This window comes from Citrobacter sp. Cf132 (genome assembly GCF_030333885.1).
Taxonomy (GTDB): Bacteria; Pseudomonadota; Gammaproteobacteria; order Enterobacterales; family Enterobacteriaceae; genus Citrobacter; species Citrobacter freundii.
Genome location: NZ_JAOWFA010000071.1, coordinates 669931 through 694978, shown reverse-complemented (window position 1 = coordinate 694978; position 25048 = coordinate 669931). Strand labels below are relative to the sequence as shown.

The following is a 25048-nucleotide window of genomic DNA, read 5'->3' as shown; positions in this document are numbered from 1 at the left end:
TCACCTGCATCGTGACCTCAGAGGTACATCTTATGACTACCCGTACCCCCGCATCCTCATCCCGCCTGACGTTGACCGTCGGGCTGTGTTTTTTAGTCGCCCTGATGGAAGGGCTGGATTTACAGGCCGCCGGGATCGCTGCCGTCGGTATCGCCCATGCGTTTGCATTGGATAAAATGCAGATGGGCTGGATCTTCAGCGCGGGCATTCTTGGGCTGCTGCCCGGCGCGCTGGTGGGTGGCATGCTGGCCGATCGCTATGGCCGCAAACGCATTCTTATTGCCTCCGTGGCGCTGTTCGGCCTGTTCTCACTGGCGACGGCGATATCCTGGGATTTCTCATCGCTGGTGTTTGCTCGCCTGATGACCGGTGTTGGGTTGGGTGCGGCGTTGCCGAATCTGATCGCGCTGACTTCTGAGGCGGCGGGCCCGCGTTTTCGTGGGACGGCGGTGAGCCTGATGTACTGCGGTGTGCCGATTGGCGCGGCGCTGGCGGCAGCGCTCGGGTTTAGCGGTCTGGCCTCTGCCTGGCAAACCGTGTTCTGGGTCGGCGGGGTGATCCCGCTGCTGCTGGTTCCGCTGTTAATGCGCTGGCTGCCGGAATCACAGGTTTATACCCAACAAACGCAGGTGGCTGCCGCGCCGCTGCGCGCTCTGTTTGCGCCAACCACCGCGACAGCCACGCTGCTGCTGTGGCTGTGCTATTTCTTCACCCTGCTGGTGGTGTATATGCTGATCAACTGGCTGCCGATGCTGCTGGTCGAGCAGGGCTTTCAGCCCTCGCAGGCAGCAGGAGTGATGTTTGCTCTGCAAATCGGCGCGGCCAGCGGGACGTTAATTCTCGGGGCGTTGATGGACAAACTGCGTCCGGTGGTGATGTCACTTTTGATCTACACCGGGATGTTGGCTTCACTGCTGGCGCTGGGCACGGTATCGTCATTGAGCGGCATGCTGATGGCGGGATTTGTGGCGGGGATGTTTGCCACCGGTGGGCAAAGCGTGTTGTATGCGCTGGCACCGTTGTTTTACAGCACGCAGATCCGCGCCACCGGCGTGGGTACCGCTGTCGCCGTCGGTCGTCTGGGCGCGATGAGCGGTCCGCTGCTGGCGGGGAAAATGTTAGCGCTCGGCACCGGAACGGTAGGGGTGATGGCGGCTTCTGCGCCGGGGATATTGCTGGCAGGGCTGGCGGTATTTATTCTGATGAGCCGCAAATCGCAGATGCCGATCCCTGCCAGCGGTGCTTAAGCGCTCATTCGGTAGTATGAGCAGGGAGATACGGTTCCCACTTCCGGGTGAACACCAGTCGGTGAGGACGTTGCCAGAGTTTACATAAAGCCTGGCAACGGAGGCGTTATGAGCTGGCGGCCCTTTTTGTATTTGATTATTAATCCCCACCCGATATTAAGCGCCCGGCGCGGGCATCTGCGCCTGGTGCAGGGTTGACTTTGCATTCTGTTAACAAACACGGTATAACAAACCTTCTTTGGATGTTTAGATGTCCATACGTTTAGAAGGTTATATGCAAACAACACAACAAAATGCGCCACTGAAGCGCACAATGAAAACGCGTCACCTGATAATGCTCTCCTTAGGCGGCGTGATTGGCACAGGGTTATTCTTCAATACCGGGTACATCATCTCCACCACAGGGGCGGCGGGAACGCTGCTGGCTTATCTGATTGGCGCGCTGGTGGTCTGGTTGGTTATGCAGTGTCTGGGCGAGCTTTCGGTCGCGATGCCGGAGACTGGGGCGTTTCACGTCTATGCTGCGCGTTATCTCGGCCCCGCAACGGGATATACCGTAGCCTGGCTCTACTGGCTGACCTGGACTGTAGCGCTGGGTTCGAGTTTTACCGCCGCCGGATTCTGTATGCAGTACTGGTTTCCACAGGTGCCGGTTTGGGTCTGGTGTGTGGTGTTCTGCGCGATTATTTTTGGCCTGAACGTCATCTCCACGCGCTTTTTTGCCGAAGGGGAGTTCTGGTTCTCGCTGGTAAAAGTGGTCACTATCATCGCCTTTATCATCCTCGGCGGGGCGGCGATTTTTGGTTTTATCCCGATGCAGGATGGCTCGCCCGCGCCTGGACTGAGTAATATCACGGCGGAAGGCTGGTTCCCACACGGTGGCTTACCGATCCTGATGACGATGGTGGCGGTGAATTTTGCTTTTTCGGGAACCGAGCTTATCGGTATTGCCGCCGGAGAAACAGAAAACCCGCGCAAGGTCATTCCGGTAGCGATTCGTACCACTATCGCGCGACTGATTATTTTCTTTATCGGCACCGTGTTTGTGCTGGCGGCGCTGATCCCGATGCAGCAGGCGGGCGTGGAGAAAAGCCCGTTTGTGCTGGTGTTTGAGAAGGTGGGGATTCCTTACGCCGCCGATATTTTTAACTTCGTGATCCTGACGGCTATTCTATCCGCGGCGAACTCCGGGCTGTATGCCTCCGGGCGCATGCTGTGGTCGCTGTCAAATGAACGTACGCTACCGGCCTGTTTTGCGCGAGTAACGAAAAATGGCGTGCCGCTGACGGCGCTGTCGGTCAGTATGCTCGGTGGTGTGCTGGCGCTGTTTTCCAGCGTGGTGGCCCCGGATACGGTATTTGTCGCGCTGTCGGCAATCTCCGGATTTGCGGTGGTGGCGGTGTGGCTGAGCATTTGTGCTTCACACTTCGTCTTTCGCCGCCGTCATCTGCAGCAGGGTAAGGCATTGAGTGAATTGCATTATCGCGCGCCGTGGTATCCGCTGGTGCCGGTACTGGGATTTGTGCTGTGTCTGGTGGCTTGTGTCGGGCTGGCATTCGATCCAGCGCAGAGAATTGCGCTGTGGTGCGGGTTACCGTTTGTGGCAGTGTGTTATGGTGCTTATTTCCTTACTCAACCGCGTAAAGCCAAACAGGAGCCCGAACATGTCGCAGAATAATCCGTTAAGCGCCATCCTCGATAAACAGGATTTCCTGCTGCTCGATGGTGCGATGGCGACGGAGCTGGAAGCGCGTGGCTGTAATTTAGCCGATAGCCTGTGGTCAGCCAAAGTGCTGGTCGAAAATCCGGAGCTTATCCGCGAAGTCCATCTCGATTACTACCGGGCGGGGGCGCAGTGCGCGATCACCGCCAGCTATCAGGCTACGCCGGCGGGCTTTGCCGCGCGAGATCTGGATGAAGCGCAGTCGAAAGCGCTGATTGGCAAAAGCGTGGAGCTGGCGCGTAAAGCCCGTGAAGCGTATCTGGCAGAGAACCCGCAGGCGGGCACGCTGCTGGTAGCAGGATCGGTCGGGCCTTACGGCGCGTATCTGGCGGATGGTTCTGAATACCGTGGTGATTACCAACGTAGCGCTGAAGAGTTTCAGGCGTTTCACCGCCCGCGCGTGGAAGCCTTGCTGGATGCCGGGGCCGATCTGTTAGCCTGTGAAACCTTGCCAAATTTTGCCGAAATTAGCGCGCTGGCTGAGCTATTGACCGCATATCCGCGTGCGCGGGCGTGGTTCTCATTTACCCTGCGTGACAGCGAGCACCTGAGCGACGGCACGCCGCTGCGTGACGTGGTTGCGTTGCTGGCGGATTATCCGCAGGTGGTGGCGCTAGGTATTAACTGCATTGCGCTGGAAAACACCACCGCTGCGTTGCAGCATTTACACAGTTTAACGGCGCTGCCGCTGGTAGTGTATCCGAACTCGGGCGAGCAGTATGATGCCGTGAGCAAAACCTGGCATCATCACGGTGAGCATTGTGCGCATCTGGCGGATTATCTGCCGCAGTGGCAGGCCACTGGCGCACGGTTGATTGGCGGGTGCTGTCGCACCACGCCTGCGGATATTGCCGCGCTAAAAGCGCGAAGCTGAGAGTTTATCGGGCTTACATCGTTCAATGTAGGCCTGATAAGCGCAGCGCATCAGGCATTGCCGGATGGTGGCACAAGTGCCTTATCCGGCCTACAAAGCCACAAAACGTTATGCCGCGTCCGCCAGAACAAACATGCCGTATGGATGGATTTCGAGATAATACTGCTCGCCGACGTCCGGCTGTAAACGCGTAGCGTTGACCTGCAATAAGATCTCCTGCCCGTGCCATTCCACCGTGACTTCATACTGGGGGCCCATATAGGCCACGTGGCGGATCACGCAGCGCTGACTCTCTTCGCCGCGATCGCTAAGCGTGATCGCTTCCGGGCGCACGCCGACCATGCCTTCGCCTTGCGTATCAAAGTGCAGCGGGCGCGGCAGGTGGTAGCCGTAGATATCAACGTATTGGTCACCGAAGGTGGCCGGGAACAGGTTGGCGTCACCCATAAAACTTGCCATAAAGCGCGAGGCGGGCTGGCGGTATAGATCCTGCGGTGAACCGATCTGCATGATGTGCCCCTTGTTCATCACCAGCACGGTATCGGAAACCGCAAAGGCTTCGCTCTGATCGTGGGTGACGTACAGCGAGGTGATATCAAACTGCTTTTGCAGTTCGCGGATCTTGTCGCGCATGCTGCGACGCAGGTTGGCGTCGAGGTTACTCAACGGCTCATCAAACAGCAGCACTTTCGGCTTGAGGATCAACGCGCGGGCCAGCGCTACGCGCTGCTGCTGACCGCCGGAGATCTGATCAACATAGCGCTCTTCGAATCCTTCCAGATCGACCATCGCCAGTGCCTCTTTGACACGGGCTTTCACCTCAGCGCGGGATACGCCGAGCATCTTCAGGCCGTAACCAACGTTCTCTCCCAGCGACATATGCGGGAACAGGGCATAGGACTGAAACACCATACAGATATCACGCTGCTGAATTGAGCGATGGGTGACGTCTTCGCCATCAATGAAAATCTGCCCTTCGCTCGGTTTTTCCAGCCCGGCGACCAGGCGCAAAATGGTGGTTTTGCCACAACCGGACGGGCCGAGCAGCGTCACCATTTGCCCCTGCGGGATGGTGAGGTTGATATTGTCGATTACCGTATTACTGCCAAATCGTTTGGTGACGTTGCGCAGTTCAACGAAATTTTTCTGAGTCATAGTGCGCTCCATTACGCCTGGTTTTTGGCTTTTGAACGGGAGGTACGTGATTCACCGATCAGCCAGTCAAAGATGAAAATAATCGCCAGCATCACCACGATCAGAATGGAACCGTAGGCAATCGCCACACCGTATTCGCCGTCTTCCACTCGGTTAAGGATGTAGGCCGTCGCTACGCGGGTATCCGGCGTGACGAGGAACACAATGGCGCTGACGGTGGTAATGGCGCGCACAAAGCTGTAAATCAGCGCCGAAAGGATCGCCGGGCGTAGCAGCGGCAGCAGGATATGCGTAATGGTACGCAGCGAACCGGCGCGCAGGCTGAGCGAGGCTTCATCCAGTGATTTATCGATCTGGCCTAAGCCCGCGATACCCGCCCGAATACCGACCGGGACGTTACGCATTACCATCGAGATAATGACAATCGCCGCCGTACCAGTGAGGTAAACCGGGGCGCTGTTAAAGGCCAGAATGTACGATACGCCCGCGACGGTGCCTGGAACGGCAAAGCACAGCATGGTGGTGAACTCGATGGTCTTCTTGCCCTTAAACTGTTGGCGCACGACTACCCAGGCGATCAGCAGACCGAAGATGGCGGTGATCGGCGCGGCAATACCGGCGTAGAGCAGGGTGTCGAGCAGTGAAGGCCATGCGCCGTCGCTCATCCCCTGACCGAACAGTTTGGTAAAGTTCGCTAACGTCAGGGTGTAGTCCACGCCCCAGTTAACGGTGAAACTGCCGTAGAAAATGCTGCCGTACAACAGGGCGTTAAAGGCAATCCACACCGCCAGCAGCGCGACCACGCTCCATACCAACGTCACAGGTAACGGTTGCACGTCGCCCCGGTAGGATTTACCGGAAACGGTGACGTATGAGCGTTTACCAATCCACATATATTGCACGCAGAACACCAGCAGCGAGAACAGCAGCAGGAATGCGCCCAGCGTACTGGCGGCCAGGTAGTCGAGCTGCGAACCGGTGATGTAGAAGTAGATTTGCGTTGCCAGCACGTCGAAGTTACCGCCGAGCACCAGCGGGTTACTAAAGTCAGCCAGCGACTGCACAACCACAATCAAAAAGGCGTTCGCCAGCGCTGGTTTCAGCAGCGGGACAAACACGCCGTTAAAGGTCTGCCAGCGGCTGGCACGCAGGGTGTATGACGCTTCTTCCAGCGACGGATGAATGGTTTTAATTGCTCCGTCGAGGATCATAAACGCCATCGGAGTGAAGGCCAGCACCTGCGCCAGCCAGATGCCGGTAAAACCGTACAGCCAGTTGGTGTTGGTTAAGCCAAACCATTCGACCATAAATTCGGTGATGTAGCCGGAGCGTCCCATCATCAGCGTGACGCCTAAACCCACGACAAACGGCGGGGTGACGATCGGCAAAATCGAGAAGATACGTCCGATTATGGCGCTGCGTCTGGCGATCCGGGTGGTATAGATAGCCAGTACCAGACCAAAGAAGGTACAGCCGACGCCGACGGCAATCGACAGCATAATCGAGTTGAGGATCACCTGAATGATATGTGCCTGCGACAGCACATTCATAAACGCCAGCGGGGCAAATTCCCCGGCGTCGTTGGTGAACATCGGAATAAAAATAGCGATACTCGGCCAGACGATAAAAATACCGATTAGCGCGACAATCGCGGTGAGCGAACCGATGACGAAACGGTCGCCGCCCAGCCATTCCAGACGGGTGAGCGCCAGGGTCATGATCGCGCCAAGTGCCACAAACAACACAATGGTGGCATAGCCTAAGCCGCGCCCCTCAAGAGTCGCGCTGGCGACGATAAACGCCATACAGAAAAAAGCCCAGCCCGCATCAAGATAATGGCGGCCGCGCTGTTCGCGCCTGGCCTCATGGAACGGACGCACCAGTAGCAGGCTCGGCAGCAGATACCATAACCAACTGATATTGAACTGTGACCAGCCGTAGGCGGCGAGTATTTCCTCGCCTGTCGACTCCAGCAGACCGTAGTCCAGGCTCCAGCTTGGCAACAGGGCAAACGCCAGCCAGCCAAGCAAAACCCAAAGAAATATCGCATCCCGTTTTTTCACGGGATGGAGTGCAAGTGTGTGTGACATAGCGGTTCCGGTATTCCAGGCCGGATGCGGTATTAACGCCGCACCCGGCAAATGATCGCCGATGTAGGCTTATTTACCCATCTTCACTTCGCTGACCCACTTATTGATCAACGCTTTACGCACGTCGGTCGAGCCGTACTTATCCATGTCGTAATTGATAAGTTTCAGGTCGTCGAGCTTCAGCGAGTTAGGAGACGTCTCGGCGGTGGTGTTGGTCAGGATCTGATAGGACTTACCTTTCTTCCACGCCAGTTCCTGGGCATCTTTTGACAGTACCCAGTCAACGAACAGTTTGGCGTTATCGAGGTTGCGCGCGCCTTTCAGAATGCTAACGCCGCCGATCTCATAGCCAGTACCTTCGCACGGTGAAATTAGCTCCAGCGGTGCGCCCTGTTCTTTTTCCAGCGAGTAGTCGTGCAGGAAGCCAATGCCAATCGCCGTTTCGCCACGAGCGGCGTTACGCGCTGGGGCAATGCCTGATTTAGTGTATTGAGAGACGTTGGCGTTGAGCTGTTTTAGGTAGTCAAAGGCCTGATCTTCACCCCACAACTGGGCAAAAGTCGCCAGCGCGGTATAGGCGGTACCGGAGCTTTGCGGGTCAGCAATCTGGATTTCACCTTTGTATTCCGGTTTGGTCAGATCCTTCCAGCATTTTGGCACCGGCAGGTTTTTCTCTTTCAGGCGCTGGGTATTGACGCCAAAGCCCAGAATACCGACGTAAACCGCCGAGGACAGGTTGCCTTTCACCTTCGCGGGATCGCGGAATTTCTCCATGATCTGTTCGAGATTGGGTGATTTATACGGCTGCAGCAGGCCCATTTCCCCGGCCTGGGACTGCGGATCCAGCGTACCGCCGTACCAGACATCCGCCTGCGGATTTTTCTTCTCGGCATCCACTTTCGCCAGCGTACTGCCCGAGCCGTTGCGAATGAATGAGGTTTTCACATCATATTTTTCACCGAAGGCTTTGGTTTCGGTTTCGCACATCTCGTTAGTGGCGCTGCAATACACCACCAGACGGCCCTGCGCCTGAGCTGCATTGCTGAAGGCTGCCAGCGTCAGAGCGGAGGCAATTAGTGTAGAGGTAAGCGTCAGTTTCATTGTTTTATCCTTTGACTGAGAGAAGGGGTAATGCCTGCAATGAGCAGTGGCATCAGCAATAAACCCATAAAGACAGCGGCGACCGAGAGCAAACTGAACATTCCCGACCAGCCGTAGTGTTCTATGACCAGCGACAGCGGCCAACCCGCCAGCGCGGCCCCCAGATAGGCGAACAGCCCGAGAAAACCGGTAATTGAACCTGCTGCCGCTTTGTGTCCGCACTCCACTGCCGCGAGGCCAATCAGCATCTGTGGGCCAAACACAAAAAAGCCCACCGTAAAGAAACACATTGCCAGTAGCGCGTAGTGGTGCACCGGCGCCAGCCACAGCGCGGCGACGGAGACCATCAGCCCCAGCGTGAACAGCAAAATCATCGGCGCACGCTGACCGCTGAACAGCAGATCCGATCCCCATCCGGCAAACAGCGCCCCCAGCAAACCGCCAACTTCAAACAGCATCACCGTGGCATTGGCGCTGAGCAGATTCACGCCGTGGCTTTCCGTCAGCCAGATGTTGCCCCAGTCGTTGAGCGCAATGCGGATCAAATAGACCAATACATACGACACGCCGAGCAGCCAGATCATCGGGTTTTTCAGCATGGTGGTACGTAACATTTGCCACAGCCCCATCGGCGGACTTTGCTGTTCCTGACGCAGCTCCAGCGGGTCATGCCGCCATTCCCCAACCGTCGGTAATCCCTCTTCCCGGGGCGTGCCTTTCAGTTGCAGAGTGAGCCAAATGCCTAACGCCATGCTGATAATCCCCGGTGCCAGCATCGCTGCCTGCCAGCCCCACCAGTGGGCGGCAAAGGCGCTAATCAGCGGGATAACTGCCCCACCAATGTTGATCGACATATTCCAGCAGCCCCACCAGAATCCGCGTTCGTTGCGCGAGTACCAGTGGGTCAGTAGTCGGGCGCAGGGCGGCCAGCCCCAACCCTGGAAAAACCCGTTCAGCGTCCAGACCACCAGCAGCAGCGTCAGCGATTCACCAAAGGCGAACAGCACATTCAAAACACCGGTGGCGAAAAGGCCAATGCCCATAAATGCGCGTTGTCCGTGGCTGTCGTGCCACAGTCCGGCGGTAAATTTCGACAGGCCATAGGTCAGGTAAAACAGCGACCCCAGCAGGCCGATATCGCCTTTATCCAGACCCAGGTCCGTTTGTAGCGCCGGGAGGACGTAGTTAACGCTTTTGCGCGTCAGATAAAACGCGGCATAGCCAATGACCATACACATCAGCAGTCGGGGGCGTAGCGCCCGGTATTGTTGATCTGTTTCGCTGGCTGAGCGTGTATGCATGGCAGTCTCCGTTTGTGCTGACTATAGGAAAATGAAAGCAAAAGAGGATGAGAGAAAGTCCAGAGTGGCTAAGACTTTTTCCTGGTTAGCGGCTGATTTGTTGCAAATTTGTGGGCAGGTTAACAATTACCCGTGTGCCGTTGTTTGATTCGAGCGTCAGTTCACCGCCAAGGGCGCTCACCCGCTCACGCATTCCCTGGATACCGAAACCGGGAATTTTTTCTGGCAGAATACCCACGCCATTGTCAGCGACGTCCAGAAACAAGCTATGTTCCTGCTGGCGCAGCGTAATCGACACATCGCTGGCATCGGCATGTTTACAGACGTTATTGAGTAACTCCTGCAACAGGCGATACAGCGTGAAGCGCACCGTTTCGTTTTCTGGCGTATTCTCTAGCTGATAATCAAAGCGACAGCGAATGCCCCGTTCAGCAAAAGCAAATTCATTCACCAGATGATGTAGTGCATCTTTAAAAGACAGTTCATCGAGCGCGGGTGGACGCAGCTGGCGCAGCAGCTGGCGGGTGGAGTGGTGAATACGCCGGGCCAGGTCGTTGATCTGATTTGCCGCTTCAAGCGTTTGCTCGCGACCCGGTGCGCGTTTGACCAGTTGTGATTGAATTTGAATGGCGGTGATGTTCTGACCAATTTCGTCGTGCAGTTCCCGCGCCAGGCTTTTGCGCGTGTTTTCTTCGGTGCGGATCAGCTGTTCGGTCAGCGCGCGACGCGCCGCCAGTTCAGTTTCCAGACGCTGGCGATAATGGTGCAGGTTTTGCGCCAGATGCTGCTGGCGGCTGATGGCGATCCCCAGCCATATGCCGAGCAGCGCCTGGGTGGCGAGGAAAATCTCCAGCTCCAGTAAATTACTGAACCCGACGCCGATTTGCCGGGCGATGGTGATCATCATACTGCCGAGCAATCCGGACAACACGCCGCCCTGCCAGCCAAATTTCCACGCCATCACCACGTTCGGTAAAAACACCACGATCAGCAACAGGCGCTCGATCTCCGGCGACAACACCATCTGGGTGCCGATGCCAATAATAAAAAACAGGCTGCACCAGATGATAAGCGAGGTGCGCAGCGGGGGATTGGTGGTATCCAGCCCGAGCAAATGATAGCGGTGCTGCTGGCGCAAAAATTCATAGATCAGATAGACAAACGGCGTCAGCAGCACGCCGCCGGTAAACGACGCCAGGCCAATTAACGTTGCCGGACTTTGGATAAACGGTGAAAGCAGGGCGGTATTGAGCAATGAGGTGATCGTCACCCCGGCCAGCAGCAGCGTTAAGCGCTGCCAGTAAAGGGGGAAGCGGTGCCAGTATGACTGGCCGATGCTCGCCGGAATCAGGCTAATTAACGGCGCGGCCAGCAGGATATAGCCATTCAATAATTGCTCACTGTGCAGCCAGAACAACATCAGCACCGGCGGCAGTACCAGCGCGGGCCAGTAACGGCGAGAAAGCAGGATGAGCAGCGCGAGATAGACGCCGTGCGGCAGGAACAGCGCCGCCTGCTGGCCGTTGTGGGTCAGGTAAAACCCCAGCGTCCACAGCATCAACCAGCCCGATCCCCAGGCCAGCAGAATAAACAGAGAAATAACCCAATGCCGAAGGCTACGCGACATTAATGCCCCGTTAATAGCTGGTGGTCGAGGGCAAAATGCACCAGATCGATGGTGCTGTGGCATTGCAGTTTGCCCAGCACGTTCGCCCGATGAACGTGTACCGTCTTGTGGCTGAGGTCGAGCTTGAAGGCGATCTCTTTTACGCTGTCGCCTTTGACCAACAGCTCAAACACTTCGCGCTCGCGTGGGGTCAGTACTTCCAGTACCTGCGCGGGCTGTTCGCCGCCGCGTAGCGCCCGCAGCGCATCGGCGCACAGGTAATGCCCGCCCATACCGACCGATCGTACCGCCTGCACCAGCTCCTCTGGTCCGCAGCGTTTGGTCAGGTAGCCACTGGCGCCGGCATCCAGCGCACTTTGCACAAACGTGGGTGAGTCATAGATGCTGAGAATGATGGCGCGAAAACCGGGCTTCTGTGCCCGCAGTCGTTTTAACAGGCTCAGACCATTTTCATCCGGCATGGCGATATCCATCACCGCAACGTTGACGTCATCATGCAGAAGTGCAGGCCAGGCCTCCGCTGCGCTGCTGTACTGACCGGTAACGTTGAGATCGTCTTCGAGACTGAGTAATTGCGCAAAGCCGGAACGCACCACCACATGGTCATCCACCAGCACAACATGAATCATGATTTTACTCTCTTGCCTGATAATGGCGTCTATGATGCCGGTCAGCGCCGCGCTGGCAATCATCCAGGTGTAGTTATGTAACGAATGTAACAAAATCGCAATAATTTGCCGGGTGTTGTAGGCCGGATAAGGCGCTTGCGCCGCCATCCGGCAACAGTGCCTGATGGCGCTGCGCTTATCAGGCCTACGAATTCCATCTGTAATGAGCAAAATCGCTAACTATTGCCGCTTTTTTTCTAAAAACGCTTTGTTCTTAGCCAGAATTTTTAATTCCTTTATCAAATTGTGCCGCAACGAAATACTGCCTCCATAACAAGACAGGGGAGCAGACAATCATGGCTATTTCATCGCGTAACGCACTTCTCGGTGCACTGGCATTCATCGCATTTCAGGCGCAGGCGGTGAACGTCACCGTCGCTTATCAGACCTCCGCCGAACCCGCCAAAGTGGCGCAGGCGGATAATACTTTTGCCAAAGAGAGCGGCGCTACCGTTGACTGGCGCAAATTCGACAGCGGCGCGAGCATCGTCCGGGCGCTAGCCTCCGGCGACGTGCAGATCGGTAATCTTGGCTCCAGCCCGCTGGCGGTCGCCGCCAGTCAGCAAGTACCCATTGAAGTTTTTCTGCTGGCGTCAAAGCTTGGTAACTCCGAGGCACTAGTGGTGAAGAAAAACATCATTAAACCGGAAGATTTGATTGGCAAACGCATTGCGGTGCCGTTTATCTCCACCACCCATTACAGCCTGCTGGCGGCGTTGAAACACTGGGGGATTAAACCCGGTCAGGTGGAGATTGTGAACCTGCAACCACCTGCGATTATTGCCGCATGGCAGCGCGGGGATATTGACGGCGCGTACGTCTGGGCTCCTGCGGTCAATGCGCTGGAAAAAGACGGCAAGGTGTTAACCGACTCATCGCAGGTTAGTGAGTGGGGCGCACCGACGCTGGACGTGTGGGTGGTACGCAAAGATTTTGCCGAGAAGCATCCTGAGGTGGTGAAAGCCTTTGCCAAAAGCGCTATCGATGCGCAGCAACCTTATATCGCTAATCCCGATGAGTGGCTGAAGCAGCCTGAGAATATCAGCAAATTGTCGCGTTTAAGCGGCGTGCCGGAAGCGGATGTGCCGGGACTGGTGAAAGGTAACACTTACCTGACGCCGCAACAGCAGACTGCCGAACTGACCGGACCGGTGAACAAAGCCATTATCGACACCGCGCAGTTCCTCAAAGAGCAGGGCAAAGTCCCCGCTGTCGCGACGGATTACAGCCAGTACGTGACCGATCGCTTCGTGCAATAAATAAGGAGGCGCTGATGCTGCAAATCTCTCATCTTGCCGCCAGCTACGGTGGAAAACCGGCGCTGGAGGATATCAACCTGACGCTCGATAGCGGTGAGCTGCTGGTGGTACTCGGACCTTCCGGTTGCGGGAAAACCACATTGTTAAATCTGATTGCCGGATTTGTGCCGTATCAGCATGGCAGCATCACGCTGGCGGGTAACAGGGTTGACGGTCCGGGGGCAGATCGCGGGGTCGTATTCCAGAATGAAGGTCTGCTGCCCTGGCGTAACGTGCAGGACAACGTGGCTTTTGGTCTGCAGCTGGCGGGGGTGGATAAACCACAGCGTCAGCGTATTGCCCTGGAGATGTTGCAGAAAGTCGGGCTGGAGGACGCGGGCAAACGCTTTATCTGGCAGCTTTCCGGCGGACAGCGGCAGCGCGTCGGCATTGCGCGGGCGCTGGCGGCCAATCCTCAGTTGTTGTTGCTGGATGAACCTTTTGGCGCGCTCGACGCCTTTACTCGTGAGCAGATGCAAACCCTGCTGCTGAAGCTGTGGCATGAGACTGGCAAACAGGTGCTGTTGATTACGCACGATATTGAAGAAGCAGTGTTTATGGCGACAGAGCTGGTATTGCTGTCGCCAGGCCCAGGCCGGGTACTGGAGCGTCTGCCGCTGAATTTCGCCCGTCGCTTTGTGGCTGGAGAGTCGAGTCGCAGCATTAAGTCCGATCCGCAGTTTATCGCCATGCGCGAGTACGTGTTAGGTCGAGTCTTTGAACAACGGGAGGCATTTTCATGAGCGTGGTGATTAATGATAAACCCCGTCGCCAGCGCGCACTGAACTGGCGCTGGCCGTTCTCGCGGCAGATTACCTTAAGCCTTGGCACGTTGGCCGTCATTTTGGCGTTGTGGTGGACGGTGGCGGCGCTGCAGTTAATCAGTCCGCTGTTTTTACCGCCACCGGGACAGGTTTTACAAAAGCTGATCGTTATTGCCGGTCCGCAGGGATTTATGGATGCCACGCTGTGGCAGCATCTGGCGGCGAGTCTGACACGTATTGTTATCGCGCTGCTGGCGGCGGTGCTGCTGGGCGTTCCGGTTGGAATCGCTATGGGGCTGAGTCCGACGATGCGCGGCATTCTCGATCCGATCATTGAGCTGTATCGTCCGGTTCCACCCCTGGCCTATCTGCCGCTGATGGTCATTTGGTTTGGCATTGGCGAAACCTCCAAGATCTTGCTTATCTATCTGGCGATTTTCGCCCCTGTAGCGATGTCGGCGCTGGCGGGAGTGAAAAGTGCGCAGCAGGTGAGAGTGCGCGCCGCGCAATCGCTGGGAGCCAGCCGTGCGCAGGTGCTGTGGTTTGTTATTTTGCCGGGGGCATTACCTGAGATCCTCACCGGATTACGTATCGGACTTGGGGTGGGCTGGTCGACGCTGGTGGCGGCAGAGCTGATTGCCGCCACGCGAGGCTTAGGATTTATGCTCCAGTCTGCCGGTGAGTTTCTGGCAACGGATGTGGTGCTGGCGGGGATCGCGGTGATTGCCGTTATCGCGTTTATTTTAGAACTGGGTCTGCGCGCGCTTCAGCGCCGCCTGACGCCCTGGCATGGAGAAGTACAATGAGTGAACGTCTGAGCATAACCCCGCTGGGGCCGTATATTGGCGCACAAATTTCCGGCGCGGATTTGGCGCGTCCGCTGAGCGATAATCAGTTTGAACAGCTTTATCACGCGGTATTGCGCCACCAGGTGGTGTTTCTGCGCGAGCAGGTGATTACGCCGCAACAACAGCGGGCGCTGGCGCTGCGTTTTGGCGATCTGCATATTCACCCGGTCTATCCGCATGCCGAAGGAGTAGAAGAAATTATCGTGCTGGATACCCATAACGATAATCCGCCGGATAACGACAACTGGCACACCGATGTCACCTTTATCGACACGCCGCCTGCCGGGGCGATTTTAGCGGCGAAAGAGCTGCCATCAACCGGGGGCGACACCTTGTGGACTAGTGGGATTGCCGCTTATGAAGCATTGTCTGAGCCGTTCCGTCAGTTGCTGAGTGGCCTGCGGGCAGAGCATGATTTCCGTAAATCATTTCAGGAATATAAATATCGCAAGACCCCAGAGGAGCACCTGCGCTGGCTGGAGGCCGTCGCTAAACATCCGCCGTTGCTGCATCCAGTGGTACGCACGCATCCGGTGAGCGGGAAGCAGGCGCTGTTCGTGAATGAAGGATTTACCACACGAATTGTCGATGTCACGGAAAAAGAGAGCGAGGCGTTACTGAGCTTTTTGTTCGCGCATATCACCAAACCGGAGTTTCAGGTGCGCTGGCGCTGGCAGCCCAACGATGTGGCGATTTGGGATAATCGCGTGACGCAGCATTATGCGAATGCGGATTATCTGCCGCAGCGGCGCATTATGCATCGGGCAACGATTCTGGGAGATAAGCCATTTTATCGGGCGTGATGATTACCGGAGACGCTTCACTTGCCGGGCCTACGACCTGTAGGCCCGGTTAGGCGTTATTAACGCAGAATTTTTTTCTCAGCCAGATCCAGTGCGAAGTAGCTGAAGATCAGATCCGCGCCAGCGCGTTTGATCGACCCTAAGCTTTCCAGCACCACTTTCTCTTCATCTATAGCCCCCGCCAGCGCCGCGAATTTGATCATCGCGTATTCACCGCTGACCTGATAAGCGCCAATCGGCAGCTCGGTGCGTTCGCGGATATCGCGCAGAATATCGAGGTACGCGCCAGCCGGTTTGACCATCAGGCAGTCTGCGCCCTGGGCTTCATCCAGCAGCGATTCGCGAATCGCTTCCCGACGGTTCATCGGGTTCATCTGATAGGTTTTACGATCGCCTTTCAGCGCGGTGCCCGCGGCTTCACGGAATGGGCCGTAAAAAGATGAGGCAAACTTAGTGGAGTAGGACATGATAGCGGTATCGGTGAAGCCCGCGGCGTCCAGCGCCTGGCGAATCGCCTGTACCTGACCATCCATTGCGGCGGAAGGCGCGATGAAGTCCGCACCCGCTGCGGCGGCAACCACCGCTTGCTTGCCGAGGTTGGTAAGGGTTAAATCGTTATCCACGCCGTGATCGCATAACACGCCGCAGTGGCCGTGTGAGGTGTATTCGCAGAAGCAGGTGTCGGACATGACGATCATTTCCGGCACGGTCTGTTTGCAGATACGCGACATGCGCGCCACCAGGCCGTCTTCTTTCCAGGCATCGCTACCGGTGTCATCCGTATGGTGGGAAATGCCGAAAGTCATCACCGAGCGGATGCCAGCATTAGCAATGCGTTCAATTTCGCGCGCCAGGTGCTTCTCTGGAATACGCATCACGCCTGGCATGGCGTCGATAGCTTTGTAATCGTCGAGTTCTTCTTCAACAAAGATCGGCAACACCAGGTCATTTAAGCTGAGTGTTGTCTCTTCAAACATAGCGCGCAGCGCGGGAGATTTGCGCAGGCGGCGAGGGCGTTGGATTAGGTCTGTCATGGTATGCCTGATGTTTGTGGAATCGAAGGCCGTAGTATACCCGAACCTGAGGGCGTGTGGTTTACGAAAGTTGGCGTTATATCTGGATTTCCTGTAACGAAGGGATGAATCATTAGCGCAATTTATTCACAAGCATAGCAATTTATTCATATTCATTATTTTGTTTATTGTTTTTTTATTATTTTAAATATCTATGCGTTTGCTTTTATAGCGTGGTGTATAGATTGTGTTTATTTATTGTCTATTTATTTGTTTGCGTTCTGATTCATTAGTGAATTATATGCTTTGAATGTTGGCTCTCTTTTAATTGATTGAAACTATTGGTTTTTATATTTCTTAAATGGCGTGGCTTGAATTTATTACGTTGTCCGGTTTCGGACAACGGGCAAAGAATAATTGAACCTTTCCTTAATGAAACCGCATAATCGTCCCTGCGAAACATAAAATGTTTTCTTTGCATTGATAATTGATGGATCAACTATATTACGTCCCTGAGGAGGGATGACAAATGCACATTTGGAAAAAGAAACTTGTAGTATCACAATTAGCATTAGCCTGCACTTTGGCAATCACTTCTCAGGCGAATGCTTCTACTGATATCTCTGGGACCGCCTACACAACGTTTACCCATTATAATGATGCATCTTATGCTGATGGCGTCTATTACGATGGATATGTCGGGTGGAACAATTACGACACCGATAGTATTTATAACGGTGATATTTATCCGGTAATCAATAACGCTACTGTCAACGGCGTTATTTCTACTTATTATCTGGATGATGGGCTGTCTACTAACACCAATAACAACAGCCTGACGATTAAAAACAGTACCATTCATGGTATGGTGACATCCGAATGTATGACCACGGATTGTTCTAACCGTACAGGTACCGACTACTACTACGATCGCCTGGCGATGAACGTTATCAACTCAACGATTGATGACAACTACGAACATTATACCTACAACGGTACGTATAATGACGTGGCTGACACGCACGTTGTCGACGTTTATAACCTGGGGACGGCTATCACGCTGGATCAAGAAGTTGATCTGTCTATCTCCAACAACTCTCACGTTGCGGGTATTACGCTGACTCAGGGTTATGAGTGGGAAGATATTGACGATAATACCGTTAGTACCGGCGTAAATAGCGGCGAAGTGTTTAACAACACCATTGTTGTTACCGATTCTACCTTGACCTCTGGCTCATGGTCTGATGAAGGTACCTCCGGTTGGTTTGGCAACACCAGCAATGCGAGCGACTACAACGGTAACGGCTGGAACGCTAATGATATCGCATTAGCGGTTATTGCTCATCCGAATGCTGATAACGCGATGCAGACCACTGCCACGTTTGATAACGCTACGCTGATGGGCGATGTGCTGTTCTCCAGCAACTTTGACGAGAACTTCTTCCCGAACGGCGCAGATACTTACCGTGATACCGATGCCGATCTGGATACCAACGGATGGGATGGTACTGACCGTCTGGATCTGACTCTGAACAACGGCAGTAAGTGGGTTGGCGCGGCCATGTCCGTACATCAGGTTGATGTTGATGGTGACGGCGTTTACGATAACTATGCTGCAGGTACTGAAGCCACTGCAACGCTGATCGACATCGCTGCCAACAGCCTGTGGCCCTCTTCAACCTACGGTATCGATAGCGACACAACCTCTTATGACGAAAATGGTCATGTGGTTGGCAACGCTGTTTACCAGAGCGGTCTGTTCAACGTCACGCTGAACGGCGCTTCACAGTGGGATACCACCAAAACGTCTCTGATCGACACCCTGAGCATCAACAGTGGTTCCGTCGTCAACGTGGGTGATTCTTCCCTGATTTCTGACTCTATCTCTCTGACCGGTGCTTCTGCACTGAACATCAACGAGGATGGTCATGTTGCGACGGATACGCTGTCTATTGACAACAGTATCGTCACGATTGCTGATGATGTTGCTGCTGGCTGGGGTGTAGGTAGTGCTGCGCTGTATGCCAACACCATCAACGTTACCAACAACGGTGTTCTGGATGTGGGCAACAGCACAGGCGATGCACTGCAGGTTGATACGCTGAATCTGACCAGCTACACCGACGCTTACAACCATGTTAATGCGGGTGTTTTCGACATCAACAGCACTAACTATGTACTGAATGCTGACCTGACCAACGATCGTACCAACGATACCACCCAGGCTAACTACGGTTATGGCGTGATCGCGATGAACTCTGATGGTCATCTGACTATCAACGGTAACGGCGATTCCGATACCTCAGGCGATCAGTCTGAAGTTGATAACTACGGTGACCATGTCGCGGCAGCAACCGGTAACTATAAAGTGCGTATCGACAACGCGACTGGCGCTGGTTCTGTTGCGGATTACAAAGGTAACGAGCTGATCTACGTTAACGACACGAACAGCAACGCGACCTTCTCTGCAGCCAACAAAGCTGACCTCGGTGCTTACACCTATCAGGCTCAGCAGCAGGGTAACACCGTTGTTCTGCAACAGATGGAACTGACAGACTACGCGAACATGGCGCTGAGCATCCCGTCTGCTAACACCAATATCTGGAACCTGGAACAAGACACCGTTGGTACTCGTCTGACTAACGCACGTCATGGTCTGGTTGATAACGGTGGTGCATGGGTAAGCTACTTCGGTGGTAGCTTCGATGCAGATAACGGCACCATTAACTACGATCAGGATGTTAACGGCATCATGGTTGGTGTTGATTCCAAAATTGATGGTAACAACGCTAAGTGGATTGTCGGTGCTGCAGCAGGCTTCGCGAAAGGTGATATGAGCGACCGTACCGGTCAGGTGGATCAGGATAGCCAGACTGCCTACATCTACTCTTCTGCTCGCTTTGACAACAACATCTTTGTTGACGGTAACTTAAGCTACTCCCACTTCAACAACGATCTGTCTGCTAACATGAGCAACGGTCAGTATGTTGATGGCAGCACCTCTTCTGATGCCTGGGGCTTTGGCTTGAAACTGGGTTATGACCTGAAGCTGGGTGACGCAGGCTACGTAACGCCATACGGCAGCGTATCCGGTCTGTTCCAGTCTGGTGATGATTATAAGCTGAGCAACGACATGAAAGTTGACGGTCAGTCTTATGACAGCATGCGCTATGAACTCGGTGTAGATGCAGGTTATACCTTCGCCTACAGCGAAGATCAGGCGCTGACCCCGTACTTCAAACTGGCCTACGTTTACGACGACTCTAACAACGATTCTGACGTAAACGGCGATTCTATCGACAACGGTGTAGAAGGTTCTGCGGTACGTGTTGGATTGGGTACTCAGTTCAGCTTTACCAAAAACTTCAGCGCCTACACCGATGCTAACTACCTCGGTGGTGGTGATGTAGATCAAGACTGGTCTGCAAATGTTGGCGTTAAATATACCTGGTAAGACATCTCTCGTTGTTAAAGAAAAGATAATCTAACTCAGAAAAATGCCCGTCACGGATTTGACGGGCATTTATTGCAAGGAATGCCCAGATGTTGTCTGCAAATAAACCGCTTGTGGAATTTGGTAAGCTTGATAAATGTTTGTCGAAATATGGCAAACACTTTGAGTGTGATAACGATAAAAAAATAATTTATTCCAGTGATATAAACAGTGACGATACCTTTATCATTTTAAATGGTGTAATTTCCCTGAGGCGAGGGGAGAATGTGCTGGTCGGTATTGCACAGGCGCCATTTATTATGGGGCTTTCAGATGGCGTGATGAAAACAGATATACAATACAGATTAATCACGGAAAGCGATTGTACGGGATACCATCTACCTGCCTCACAAACAATTAATATAATTGAAGAGTGCCAGCTTTGGCGTGAAGCTTTTTGTTGGTTGGCATGGCAAAATTCCATGCTTGAATTGCGAGATCTGCAGTTGATCGGCAATAACTCCTACGATCAGATTCGCGCGACGCTGATATCCATGATGAAATGGGACGACGTACTGCGTTCGCGTATCGGCGTCATGAACTATATTCACCAACGCACGCGAATTTCCCGCTCGGTTGTCGCTGAAGTTCTCGCGGCTTTGCGTAAAGGTGGTTACATTGAAATGAATAAAGGCAAACTGGTGAGCATTAACCGTTTGCCTTTTGAGTATTAACTCAGGATGCGGGAATAACCTGCGGTTTGTTCCCGCTCAACTCTGCAACCAGATCGTTGATACCGTCACTCATATTGGTAAAACGGGTTAGCGGAGAACGGGTCACCACGATAAACGCCCCGACGTTTTGTTGTGGGATCATCGCCATATAGGTGATGAAACCACCACCGCCGCCGGTTTTTTGAATAATTCCCGGTCGGCCATTCTTCGGCGCCATGTAGACCCAGCCCAAACCAAGCGCATCGGCTCTGCCTGGAACATCCATTCCCACCACTTTAGTTAACTGCGTACGCTGATAAATCAGCGTCTGCATCCGGTCGGCCTGCTGGCTACGATGATAAAAGTCAGAAGAGAGATACTGCTGCATCCAGCGCATCATATCGCCGGGCGTAGAATAGACACCGCCGCTGCCCATTGCCGCCAGCGTATTGTTACAGGGGCTGGCGCCTTTTTCCGCGACCATCAGGCGTCGGCATTGATCGGGGGACGGGGTAAAGGTGGTGTCTTTCATCCCCAGCGGACGAGTGATTTTTTCTTCAAACAGCTGCGGATAAGGCTTACCAGAGGCCGCTCCCAGCGCATCGGCCAGCAGGTCAAACGCCAGGTTGGAATAAGATGCCTGTGAACCCGGTGCGGCTTTCAACGTGGCAGTAGAGAGATAGCTCCAGCGCTGCTCGCGGGTTGGCCAGACAAACACCGGGCGCTTTGCCGCGCCGCCAGGCTGTTCGCGCGGCAGCGCGCTGGTATGCGTCGCCAGATTCACCAGCGTAATCGGCGTGCCCTGATAAGTCGGCACGCGTGCACCTGGAGGTGCATATTTACTCAATGGATCGTTGAGTTTGACCGTGCCCTGATCGAGCAATTTCACCAGCATTTCGCTGGTCATTAATTTAGTGATTGAGGCAATTCGAATCACGGAATCAAGCTGTGGATGGACGTTGTTACCGGGACGCGTTTCGCCAAAGCTGCGAAATACGCGCTGATTACCATCAATCACCACGAGCGCCATCCCCGTAGCACCACTGCCGTAAAATATATGGTCGGCATAACGATCGACGATATCGGAGGCGAAAACCGGATCGGTTATAGGCTGTGCCGCCTGGACTGATGTCAATGACGCCGCACACAGCGCGGCAGAAAAAAGCAGACTACGTTTCAACGGTGGTGTCCATGAGTTAGAGAAAGTGAAAAAGGATGTCGTGCGTATGCGTATTTATACTACTCATCGGCGTATTGCAAAGCGCTTATCAACCAATGATAGTGGGAAAAACGTAACGATGAGTAAACGTAGGAGTTTCCTGGATTGCGGATGTTCGCTTTTGTGATCTCACGCTGTGATAATCTGCACATACTGGAACGTTGTCGAGTGTGAAAACCACAGAAACAATTCTTCATAACCGAGGTGCGAACTAAGTGCCTCGGTTTTGGTCACAATTGTCGGTTTCAGCTTGTGTTTTTGGGCGTAAGCCGTCTGGCCTCCGCACTCCACGGTGGCAAATGCACAGCAGTCGTCATAACGATAAGAAGTTAGCAGGAGAGCACTATGTTTAAGTCTTTTTTCCCAAAGCCGGGGCCGTTCTTTATTTCGGCATTTATTTGGGCACTAGTCGCCGTTGTATTCTGGCAAGCAGGTGGGGGAGCCTGGGTTGCACATATTACCGGCGCGTCGGGAGACGTACCTATTAGCGCAGCGCGTTTCTGGTCGTTGGATTATCTGATTTTTTATGCGTACTACATTCTTTGTGTCGGGGTGTTCGCGCTGTTCTGGTTTCTCTACAGCCCACACCGCTGGCAGTACTGGTCTATTCTGGGCACATCGCTGATTATTTTTGTGACCTGGTTTCTGGTTGAAGTCGGCGTCGCTGTCAACGCCTGGTACGCGCCATTTTATGACCTAATTCAAACTGCGCTCAGCGCACCACACAAGGTGAAGATTGAGCAGTTCTATCATGAAGTTGGCATTTTTCTCGGCATTGCTCTGATAGCCGTGGTCATTGGCGTGATGAACAACTTCTTCGTCAGCCACTACGTGTTCCGCTGGCGTACCGCGATGAACGAACACTATATGGCGCACTGGCAGCATTTGCGTCATATCGAAGGCGCAGCACAGCGTGTGCAGGAAGACACCATGCGTTTTGCTTCTACGCTGGAAGATATGGGCGTCAGCTTTATCAACGCGATTATGACGCTGATTGCCTTCCTGCCTGTACTGGTTACGCTCTCTGCCCATGTTCCTGACCTGCCGATTGTTGGACATGTGCCTTATGGCCTGGTGATTGCCGCGATTGTCTGGTCGCTGATGGGAACCGGTTTGCTGGCCGTGGTCGGGATAAAACTTCCTGGGCTGGAGTTTAAAAACCAGCGCGTGGAAGCGGCCTATCGTAAAGAACTGGTCTATGGCGAAGATGATGGCAACCGTGCGACGCCACCGACGGTGCGTGAACTGTTTCATGCGGTACGCCAAAATTACTTCCGTCTCTATTTTCACTATATGTACTTCAATATCGCCCGTATTCTTTACCTGCAGGTTGATAACGTTTTCGGCTTGTTCCTGCTGTTTCCGTCGATTGTTGCCGGTACGATTACGCTCGGCCTGATGACGCAAATCACCAACGTGTTTGGCCAGGTGCGCGGCTCGTTCCAGTATCTGATTAACTCCTGGACAACGTTAGTGGAACTGATGTCTATTTATAAGCGTCTGCGCAGCTTTGAACGAGAGCTTGATGGTCAGGATATTCAGGAAGTTACCCATACGCTGAGTTAATAATAAGGAGATGTTATGTCGACGGTTTCCCGTCTTTACCCCTTGTCTGGTCTGGCAGCACTGGTGCTGGTAGGATGTAGTAGCCAACCCGCGCAGCCGCTAAAAAAGGGGGAGAAAGCCGTCGATGTGGCGAGCGTGGTGCGCCAGAAAATGCCCGCCAGCGTGAAAGACCGGGACGCATGGGCGCAGGATTTGGCAAAGACTTTTGAAAGCCAGAAGCTGGCACCGACGGTTGAAAACATCTGTTCGGTGCTGGCGGTCGCGCAACAGGAGTCAAACTTCCAGGCCGATCCGGCTGTTCCTGGCTTAAGCAAAATCGCCTGGAAAGAGATTGACCGCCGTTCAGAACGCATGCATATCCCGCTATTTGTGGTGCATACCGCGCTGAAGATTAACTCGCCAACGGGGAAAAGCTACAGCGAGCGCCTGGATACGGTGAAAACCGAAAAACAGCTTAGCGCGATCTTTGATGATTTTATCAACATAGTACCGATGGGGCAGACGTTATTTGGTTCGCTTAATCCGGTGCATACCGGTGGGCCGATGCAGGTTAGCATCGCCTTTGCTGAGCAGCATGCCAGCGGCTACCCGTGGAAAATGGCGGGAACCGTGCGCCAGGAAGTATTTAGCCGCCGCGGTGGGCTGTGGTTCGGTACGTATCATCTGCTTAACTACCCGGCGAATTACAGTGCGCCAATTTTCCGCTTCGCCGATTTCAATGCCGGGTGGTATGCCAGCCGCAATGCAGCTTTCCAGAATGCGGTCAGTAAAGCCAGCGGCGTGAAGCTGGCGATGGACGGTGATTTAATTCTCTATGGCAGCAGCGAGCCGGGCAAAACGGAGCTGGCGGTACGTAAACTGGCCGGGAAGCTGGACATGAGCGAGAGTGAGATCCGCCGTCAGCTGCAAAAAGGCGACAGCCTGGCCTTTGAAGAGACCGCGCTGTACGAGAAGGTTTATAAGCTGGCGGAAGCGAAGGCCGGGAAAACGCTTCCCCGTGAAATGCTCCCTGGCATTCAACTGGAAAGCCCGAAGATCACACGTAATCTGACTACCGCGTGGTTTGCTAAACGCGTGGACGATCGTCGGGCGAAATGTATGGGTCAGTCATCGTTATGATGACGGCGGCGCCAGCGCGCGAATGCCGCGATGGCGCCAAGAATCAGGCTTCCGGCGAGAAAAGGGACCAGTCCAAAAAGGGTTCCGACGCCCAGGCCGATTTCAACTCGTGGGCGCCCTGTCTCTTGCATTTGTAACTGCATCAACTGCTCATAGATGCCGGGAGCGTGGGCCAACAGATTTAAAATCTGCGCGCCTGCCCAGAAGCAAAACAGCACAAATACGGCATACGCAATGTTGCCGGGCAGGGAGGAGGGATCCCGATGCTTGCCCTTAAAAAGGGATTTTGAGAGCGTAAAATCAGCCATAAAGACCTCCGGAAATAACCTGCTTTTTTTGACGTAATGCCTGTAACTGAAAGTGAGTCTGACAGGTGATCGGCAATGTCAATATCAGAATGATGGTAATTTCAGGTAGAGATTATTCCTGGATTTCGGTTTTTTGCTTAGCATCACAATTACGCAACCTTAAGTGAAATTAATTTAC

The 25048-nt window shown here is 54.1% G+C and carries 20 protein-coding genes; 11 read left to right on the top strand and 9 right to left on the bottom strand.

What is annotated here, in order from left to right; translation table 11 throughout:
- Positions 1-32 precede the first annotated feature (32 nt).
- The 3 genes from mhpT to mmuM all read left to right on the top strand — a co-directional run bounded on the left by mhpT (position 33) and on the right by mmuM (position 3844).
- Positions 33-1247 carry a 3-(3-hydroxy-phenyl)propionate transporter MhpT gene (mhpT, locus tag OGV85_RS23850; RefSeq protein WP_008320943.1) on the top strand — a complete coding sequence of 405 codons (1215 nt, stop codon included), beginning with the start codon at positions 33-35 and terminating at the stop codon, positions 1245-1247.
- A 274-nt stretch (positions 1248-1521) separates the two neighbouring features.
- On the top strand, positions 1522-2925 hold the full coding sequence (gene mmuP / locus OGV85_RS23845) for an S-methylmethionine permease (protein ID WP_044714461.1): 1404 nt from the start codon (positions 1522-1524) through the stop codon (positions 2923-2925).
- A complete protein-coding gene (gene mmuM / locus OGV85_RS23840) occupies positions 2912-3844 on the top strand; it encodes a homocysteine S-methyltransferase (protein WP_061548193.1) in 933 nt (310 codons plus the stop codon). Before mmuP ends, mmuM begins: the two co-directional genes overlap by 14 nt.
- A 108-nt stretch (positions 3845-3952) precedes the next feature.
- Here mmuM and fbpC read toward each other — a convergent pair whose 3' ends face one another.
- The 6 genes from fbpC to OGV85_RS23810 form a co-directional block, all read right to left on the bottom strand.
- Positions 3953-4999: a ferric ABC transporter ATP-binding protein gene (fbpC, locus tag OGV85_RS23835; protein ID WP_003847645.1), complete on the bottom strand. Its 1047-nt coding sequence runs from the start codon at positions 4997-4999 to the stop codon at positions 3953-3955.
- 11 nt (positions 5000-5010) lie between these two features.
- On the bottom strand, positions 5011-7089 hold the full coding sequence (locus tag OGV85_RS23830; protein WP_061548192.1) for an ABC transporter permease: 2079 nt from the start codon (positions 7087-7089) through the stop codon (positions 5011-5013).
- A 69-nt stretch (positions 7090-7158) separates the two neighbouring features.
- On the bottom strand, positions 7159-8190 hold the full coding sequence (locus OGV85_RS23825) for an ABC transporter substrate-binding protein (protein WP_003021397.1): 1032 nt from the start codon (positions 8188-8190) through the stop codon (positions 7159-7161).
- Entirely contained in the window at positions 8187-9491 is a 1305-nt protein-coding gene (gene uhpC / locus OGV85_RS23820; RefSeq protein WP_003021400.1) for an MFS transporter family glucose-6-phosphate receptor UhpC, read from the bottom strand. The genes OGV85_RS23825 and uhpC overlap by 4 nt, the downstream gene beginning before the upstream one ends.
- A gap of 85 nt (positions 9492-9576) precedes the next feature.
- The gene (locus tag OGV85_RS23815) at positions 9577-11118 is read right to left on the bottom strand and encodes an MASE1 domain-containing sensor histidine kinase (protein WP_061548191.1); all 1542 of its coding nucleotides are present in this window, start codon (positions 11116-11118) and stop codon (positions 9577-9579) included.
- On the bottom strand, positions 11118-11747 hold the full coding sequence (locus OGV85_RS23810) for a response regulator transcription factor (RefSeq protein ID WP_003021406.1): 630 nt from the start codon (positions 11745-11747) through the stop codon (positions 11118-11120). Before OGV85_RS23810 ends, OGV85_RS23815 begins: the two co-directional genes overlap by 1 nt.
- A gap of 335 nt (positions 11748-12082) precedes the next feature.
- Here OGV85_RS23810 and tauA point away from each other — a divergent pair, with 335 nt between their 5' ends.
- Genes tauA through tauD form a run of 4 tightly spaced genes read left to right on the top strand, consistent with a single transcriptional unit; the run spans position 12083 to position 15499 of the window.
- A complete protein-coding gene (tauA, locus tag OGV85_RS23805; protein ID WP_061548190.1) occupies positions 12083-13045 on the top strand; it encodes a taurine ABC transporter substrate-binding protein in 963 nt (320 codons plus the stop codon).
- Positions 13046-13059: 14 nt separating this feature from the next.
- Positions 13060-13827, top strand: coding sequence for a taurine ABC transporter ATP-binding subunit (tauB, locus tag OGV85_RS23800; protein ID WP_003838608.1), 768 nt, complete (start codon positions 13060-13062; stop codon positions 13825-13827).
- Positions 13824-14654 carry a taurine ABC transporter permease TauC gene (tauC, locus tag OGV85_RS23795; RefSeq protein ID WP_061548189.1) on the top strand — a complete coding sequence of 277 codons (831 nt, stop codon included), beginning with the start codon at positions 13824-13826 and terminating at the stop codon, positions 14652-14654. The genes tauB and tauC overlap by 4 nt, the downstream gene beginning before the upstream one ends.
- Entirely contained in the window at positions 14651-15499 is an 849-nt protein-coding gene (gene tauD / locus OGV85_RS23790; protein WP_003021417.1) for a taurine dioxygenase, read from the top strand. Before tauC ends, tauD begins: the two co-directional genes overlap by 4 nt.
- Before the next feature lie 59 nt (positions 15500-15558).
- Here tauD and hemB read toward each other — a convergent pair whose 3' ends face one another.
- The gene (gene hemB / locus OGV85_RS23785; RefSeq protein ID WP_003021420.1) at positions 15559-16533 is read right to left on the bottom strand and encodes a porphobilinogen synthase; all 975 of its coding nucleotides are present in this window, start codon (positions 16531-16533) and stop codon (positions 15559-15561) included.
- Positions 16534-17041: 508 nt separating this feature from the next.
- Between hemB and ehaB the strand changes: the two genes are divergently transcribed.
- Together ehaB and iprA are read left to right on the top strand one after the other, a co-directional pair.
- Positions 17042-19966, top strand: a complete 2925-nt coding sequence (ehaB, locus tag OGV85_RS23780) for an autotransporter adhesin EhaB (protein ID WP_061548188.1) — start codon at positions 17042-17044, stop codon at positions 19964-19966.
- Positions 19967-20055: 89 nt separating this feature from the next.
- Positions 20056-20679, top strand: coding sequence for a hydrogen peroxide resistance inhibitor IprA (iprA, locus tag OGV85_RS23775; RefSeq protein WP_061548187.1), 624 nt, complete (start codon positions 20056-20058; stop codon positions 20677-20679).
- Position 20680: 1 nt separating this feature from the next.
- Here the strand turns inward: iprA and ampH are convergent, their stop codons facing one another.
- Positions 20681-21838: a D-alanyl-D-alanine-carboxypeptidase/endopeptidase AmpH gene (gene ampH, locus OGV85_RS23770; RefSeq protein WP_003021428.1), complete on the bottom strand. Its 1158-nt coding sequence runs from the start codon at positions 21836-21838 to the stop codon at positions 20681-20683.
- Positions 21839-22222: 384 nt separating this feature from the next.
- Between ampH and sbmA the strand changes: the two genes are divergently transcribed.
- On the top strand, positions 22223-23443 hold the full coding sequence (gene sbmA, locus OGV85_RS23765; protein WP_003021430.1) for a peptide antibiotic transporter SbmA: 1221 nt from the start codon (positions 22223-22225) through the stop codon (positions 23441-23443).
- Positions 23444-23458: 15 nt separating this feature from the next.
- The gene (locus OGV85_RS23760; RefSeq protein WP_061548185.1) at positions 23459-24562 is read left to right on the top strand and encodes a DUF1615 domain-containing protein; all 1104 of its coding nucleotides are present in this window, start codon (positions 23459-23461) and stop codon (positions 24560-24562) included.
- Here the strand turns inward: OGV85_RS23760 and OGV85_RS23755 are convergent.
- Positions 24547-24870 (bottom strand): DUF2755 family protein, encoded by a 324-nt coding sequence (locus OGV85_RS23755; protein ID WP_003021437.1) that lies wholly within the window; start codon positions 24868-24870, stop codon positions 24547-24549. The two genes, OGV85_RS23760 and OGV85_RS23755, sit on opposite strands and share 16 nt — an antisense overlap.
- Positions 24871-25048 lie beyond the last annotated feature (178 nt).

Excerpts from the sequence above, each read along its gene's own strand:
- sbmA (WP_003021430.1), top strand. The coding sequence starts at position 22,223 with ATGTTTAAGTCTTTTTTCCCAAAGCCGGGGCCGTTCTTTATTTCGGCA.
- OGV85_RS23815 (WP_061548191.1), bottom strand. The coding sequence starts at position 11,118 with ATGTCGCGTAGCCTTCGGCATTGGGTTATTTCTCTGTTTATTCTGCTG.
- uhpC (WP_003021400.1), bottom strand. The coding sequence starts at position 9,491 with ATGCATACACGCTCAGCCAGCGAAACAGATCAACAATACCGGGCGCTA.
- tauA (WP_061548190.1), top strand. The coding sequence starts at position 12,083 with ATGGCTATTTCATCGCGTAACGCACTTCTCGGTGCACTGGCATTCATC.
- ehaB (WP_061548188.1), top strand. The coding sequence starts at position 17,042 with ATGCACATTTGGAAAAAGAAACTTGTAGTATCACAATTAGCATTAGCC.
- tauC (WP_061548189.1), top strand. The coding sequence starts at position 13,824 with ATGAGCGTGGTGATTAATGATAAACCCCGTCGCCAGCGCGCACTGAAC.
- mmuM (WP_061548193.1), top strand. The coding sequence starts at position 2,912 with ATGTCGCAGAATAATCCGTTAAGCGCCATCCTCGATAAACAGGATTTC.
- tauD (WP_003021417.1), top strand. The coding sequence starts at position 14,651 with ATGAGTGAACGTCTGAGCATAACCCCGCTGGGGCCGTATATTGGCGCA.
- OGV85_RS23760 (WP_061548185.1), top strand. The coding sequence starts at position 23,459 with ATGTCGACGGTTTCCCGTCTTTACCCCTTGTCTGGTCTGGCAGCACTG.
- OGV85_RS23810 (WP_003021406.1), bottom strand. The coding sequence starts at position 11,747 with ATGATTCATGTTGTGCTGGTGGATGACCATGTGGTGGTGCGTTCCGGC.
- tauB (WP_003838608.1), top strand. The coding sequence starts at position 13,060 with ATGCTGCAAATCTCTCATCTTGCCGCCAGCTACGGTGGAAAACCGGCG.
- fbpC (WP_003847645.1), bottom strand. The coding sequence starts at position 4,999 with ATGACTCAGAAAAATTTCGTTGAACTGCGCAACGTCACCAAACGATTT.
- mhpT (WP_008320943.1), top strand. The coding sequence starts at position 33 with ATGACTACCCGTACCCCCGCATCCTCATCCCGCCTGACGTTGACCGTC.
- mmuP (WP_044714461.1), top strand. The coding sequence starts at position 1,522 with ATGCAAACAACACAACAAAATGCGCCACTGAAGCGCACAATGAAAACG.
- OGV85_RS23755 (WP_003021437.1), bottom strand. The coding sequence starts at position 24,870 with ATGGCTGATTTTACGCTCTCAAAATCCCTTTTTAAGGGCAAGCATCGG.
- iprA (WP_061548187.1), top strand. The coding sequence starts at position 20,056 with ATGTTGTCTGCAAATAAACCGCTTGTGGAATTTGGTAAGCTTGATAAA.
- hemB (WP_003021420.1), bottom strand. The coding sequence starts at position 16,533 with ATGACAGACCTAATCCAACGCCCTCGCCGCCTGCGCAAATCTCCCGCG.
- OGV85_RS23830 (WP_061548192.1), bottom strand. The coding sequence starts at position 7,089 with ATGTCACACACACTTGCACTCCATCCCGTGAAAAAACGGGATGCGATA.
- OGV85_RS23825 (WP_003021397.1), bottom strand. The coding sequence starts at position 8,190 with ATGAAACTGACGCTTACCTCTACACTAATTGCCTCCGCTCTGACGCTG.